At 27.7% G+C, this 4,104-nt stretch carries 2 protein-coding genes; both read right to left on the reverse strand.

What is annotated here, in order from left to right; all coding sequences use genetic code 4:
* Nucleotides 1-114 precede the first annotated feature (114 nt).
* A complete protein-coding gene (locus P690_RS0102535; protein ID WP_027122214.1) occupies nucleotides 115-2,088 on the reverse strand; it encodes a S8 family serine peptidase in 1,974 nt (657 codons plus the stop codon).
* Between the two features lie 665 nt (nucleotides 2,089-2,753).
* Nucleotides 2,754-4,104 (reverse strand): hypothetical protein (locus tag P690_RS04025; RefSeq protein WP_036459601.1); only part of this gene is annotated, 1,351 nt, incomplete at its 5' end.

The following is a 4,104-nucleotide window of genomic DNA, read 5'->3' on the forward strand; positions in this document are numbered from 1 at the left end:
GATTCCTACACTAGCGAATATTACGGTTCCTAAAAATACTAGGAATAATGCTAATTGTCTCCTGGTGATATTGATAATATTTAGATAGTTTTTCATAATCAAGTGTTAAAAATACTAATTATTCTCCTTTGTTCAAGAAAGAGCAAGCTCTGTCTTATTTAAAGATTGGTGTTTACCATATTTAGAAACAACAATTTCATATTCACCATCTTCTTGAATTGGTACTTGTATAAATTCAAAATTGTTTAAAGAAATAGATTTTCTAGAAAATGATACATTTTTACTTCTAATTTGCAGGTCGAAATCTTGGTTATTGTAATCTATAGATTCAGTTAAATTTAGTCGGTCTTTATTAGAATTATATACAGTCGTTTTTGTAGGCTTGAATAATCAAGATAAACTTATTCTTAAATTATCACCTTTTTTTAGTTGTAAGTTTTCTACAGTTAATGATTTGTCGTTATTTTTTGATTTCCAAACGTTATTAACTAACACCTGATCATTGCCTGTTCATTCTATATAATTTAGATTATCGAATGCAGATCTTATTTTTTTATAATTTAGTATACCAACCCCATTTTTTTCGTTCAATCCTAATTGTTCTGTAGAACGATCTTGTTTTGCTTTTGAAGAAGAAACACCTAGAATTGCCTTAGCAATAATAGAATTAATTCCTAACTTATATTTTTGTGGATATTGAATTAGTGTATTAGCTATAACCCCAGATATAAATGGTGCTGCATAACTAGTTCCTCTATAACCATTTGGTCCTGCTCCTTTAAAATTGTAGCCTTCACCATTCGCTAAAATAAGGGGCGCACTGTATGTTTTTGACCCTCATGATGAAAAGTCACTTCATGATCCAGACAAGTCGTTAGAACCGACAATTACACTATTGTATGATAGCTTAAAACCAGATAATTTATTCAATGTTTTATCACCATTATTTCCTGCAGAAAACACATATATCATGTCTCTATCGTTTGCGGCTAATAGATCCATATATCTTGCATAGTAATTGTAATTAAACAAAGGGCCATCAGCGGTTGTTGGATGCCCATATCCTCATGAACTATTAACAATTTTCACGTTGTCTAATTTTTTAATATATCCTATTTCATTTTCTAAACCCGATTCGGCATAACCAAATGATTTCGTCACAAGATTCGCTTTAACACCGTATAAATTATGATAAGGGTTTACTCCATTTATTCCTGATATTACAGAAGCAACTTCTGTAGCATGTTTTCCATATGTAGGTCAGCGGATACCACCATTTCAAAATATATCTCATCTGTTATATATTTTAGTTACATTGTTATCAAAATAAAACTCGTCTTTAGTATCTATTAAAGATTGCTCCCTATTTTCACCACCTTCACCAACTTCTAACACAGCAACCCCAATTCTTTTTTCGTTGTATAAATTAATTTTATAGCGTGTATTGTTGATTGCCTTATTTCTTTCAAAATCAGTATAGTTGTTAGAATCAAAGTTTCTTTTGTATCTGTTTAAAAAACTCTCTACGCCGACACCATAATTTGAGTTTCATGAATGTAAATTTTTGTAATATTGTTGAGGCATTGTTGTCTTATTTTGACTTTTATTATTTTCAGTTTCATAAAAATCACCAACAAGATCATATTGCTTCAAGAAACGATCAAATTTTTCACGATCGTCAGAATCTTTTTTGAAAAAGACGCTAACTAAATAATAATTATCAATTGCTACACTTTGTTTAACATCTAGTACTTGAGGTTGTTTTTTAACAAGTTCTAAAATGTTGTTTTTGTCAAAAATAGCAAAATCTCCTTTAAAGGTAATAAAACCTTGAAAATAATCGTTATTTTCAAAATCATAAGGCAAAGCGCTAGATTGATTAACTAGATTTTCTGATTGACCAACAGTATTTTTTGTTTGACTATCTAGTTGCTCAGCATTTTGCGCAACCATAGCAATAGGTCGATTGCTCGTTCTATTAGTTGAGTTATTGGTTAGTTTTTTATTATTTTTAAAAACAGCAGATATAGGAAATACTGCTGTGGTTATTCCTAGAGAAATAACACTAATAATTTTGTTTAATTTCATAAGCCTTCATAATTAGATTAAATATATATATATATATATATATATTAAATTAATTTGTTCGAATTTATAAAAGATTCTTAAAAATTTTTTAGAGCCAAAGGGGGTGTTAGAACATCTACTAAATGTGCTGATCTATATGTAATAATATGCCTTAATATTTTGTAAGTTATTAAATGATTTATATTATTTTTCTATTCTTTTTTTGGTTCTATTTGATAGGCTATTTTACACATATATATAACGCTAAGTTCATTTAAATAAATATTAATATTGTAAGGTTTGGACGAGATTGATTTTTATAATCGGATTTTAAACTTTTAATTTATCTTAAGCAAGTTTAAAAGTAAACCCATTAACTCTTCATCTGTTCTATACTAACGCGTTCAACATCAGCTAGAGTCTGTGTAACTAGTTTAGCAAAAACACTAGAAAAGTTTACTTGTGTCACCAATTACTTAACAAATTTCCAATTAATTTTTGGATTTATTTCATTTTGTTGTTTTTTTCAACTCATTCCTGTTTATCTTATATGTAAAATTGTTTTAACGATTATTTTTGGGTTATAAACCATATTACACAAAAATCGATTAGACACCCTGAATAGATACAAAAAACAATAATTCTTTTTAAGAATTATTGTTCAATTAGTTGATTAAAAATATTTTTTAATAAAGCAATCGGCAACTATTGATATTCTTGCTTTTTATTTTTGCATTAACAACGTTGTATTTAACAAAAAATAATGAAGCAAACGGGACGTACATTAAGATTCTGGTTCTTCTAGAAAACACTCCACCCTTAGCATATGCTAAGAATCAACTTAAGTATGTAAGCACAAATACTAAACTACTAGTAATAATTAAATCTTGACTTCCATAAAGTAAACCAGCATAATTACTATCAATCTCCCCTATTACTTTGTCCTGAACCGCTAAAGGATAAAAATCATCATAAGTAGCAGCAACATAAAAGTAGAATATCAATGTGCAGAATAATGATTGAATTATATCTATAGCTAATAAGGTTAAAGATAATCTAGTTTTATTTTTTCTAACTATAGCACCAAAAGTATAAGGATTTTTATCTAAGATAATTCCTAAGCTCATTACTACAAATGTGATAATGAAGAATGCCCTTAATGCGGTTGAGAAATCAGTCATTAACCTCAATTCTGATACATTAAATTGTCTGTTTCAACGATTAAAATCAAATACATAAGCATTATTTACATCTACTGATGGTTTTAGTTTAAAACCAATTCCATACATAAATGTTATTGTAATTGCATAAATAACAAATCCTAAGACACTAGCTAGATAGAATAACGATAAATAAAGGGTCGTTTTAGTTAGTTTGATCTTAAATACTATTTGATTTGATGCTAGGATTTGATATGACTTTAAACCTGTTTTATCTGTTTCCGATAAAACATTTTCTTCTAGATTATTAGATGATTTGAAATAAGAAATTAACCCAGCAAAGGGAATTAGTGAAAATAATCTTTGATTTTGTTTGAAAAGACTTAACTTAACATAAGCTAAAAAGAAACTTAAATATAAAGTTAGATAAATAATGTTCCAGAATGCAAACGAATCCTTGTTATAGAAATACGGAAGGATTGATGCATAATTTAGAAATGATACTTTTAGATCAGCAAAAAAGTTATTCTTGATATGAACAAAAGATAAAAATCCTGAATAAACTGTGTTGTTGACAAAATCAACAGTTGATGTTTGAGTTTGATAAATTTGATCAATCGACTCATTTATTGGGTAAAAGTAAGTAATTAAAATTATGATAAAAAAAGCTCAAATAATTAATTGAATGATTTCAACAAATGAAATTACGATTTTCAATCGATTTGGATTATTAATTAACTTGCTGCTAAATTGATAACTTTCTTTACCTGTTAGTAAGATTACCAAACCTACAACAGCAAAAATAACAAAGAAAATCAGCGGTAAAATCAATGAAATATTAAATTTCATTTGATCATATATTAGAAAGTAAAATCCT

The sequence above is a fragment of the Mycoplasma imitans ATCC 51306 genome (assembly GCF_000518305.1).
In the GTDB taxonomy this organism is placed as follows: Bacteria; Bacillota_I; Bacilli_A; order Mycoplasmatales; family Mycoplasmoidaceae; genus Mycoplasmoides; species Mycoplasmoides imitans.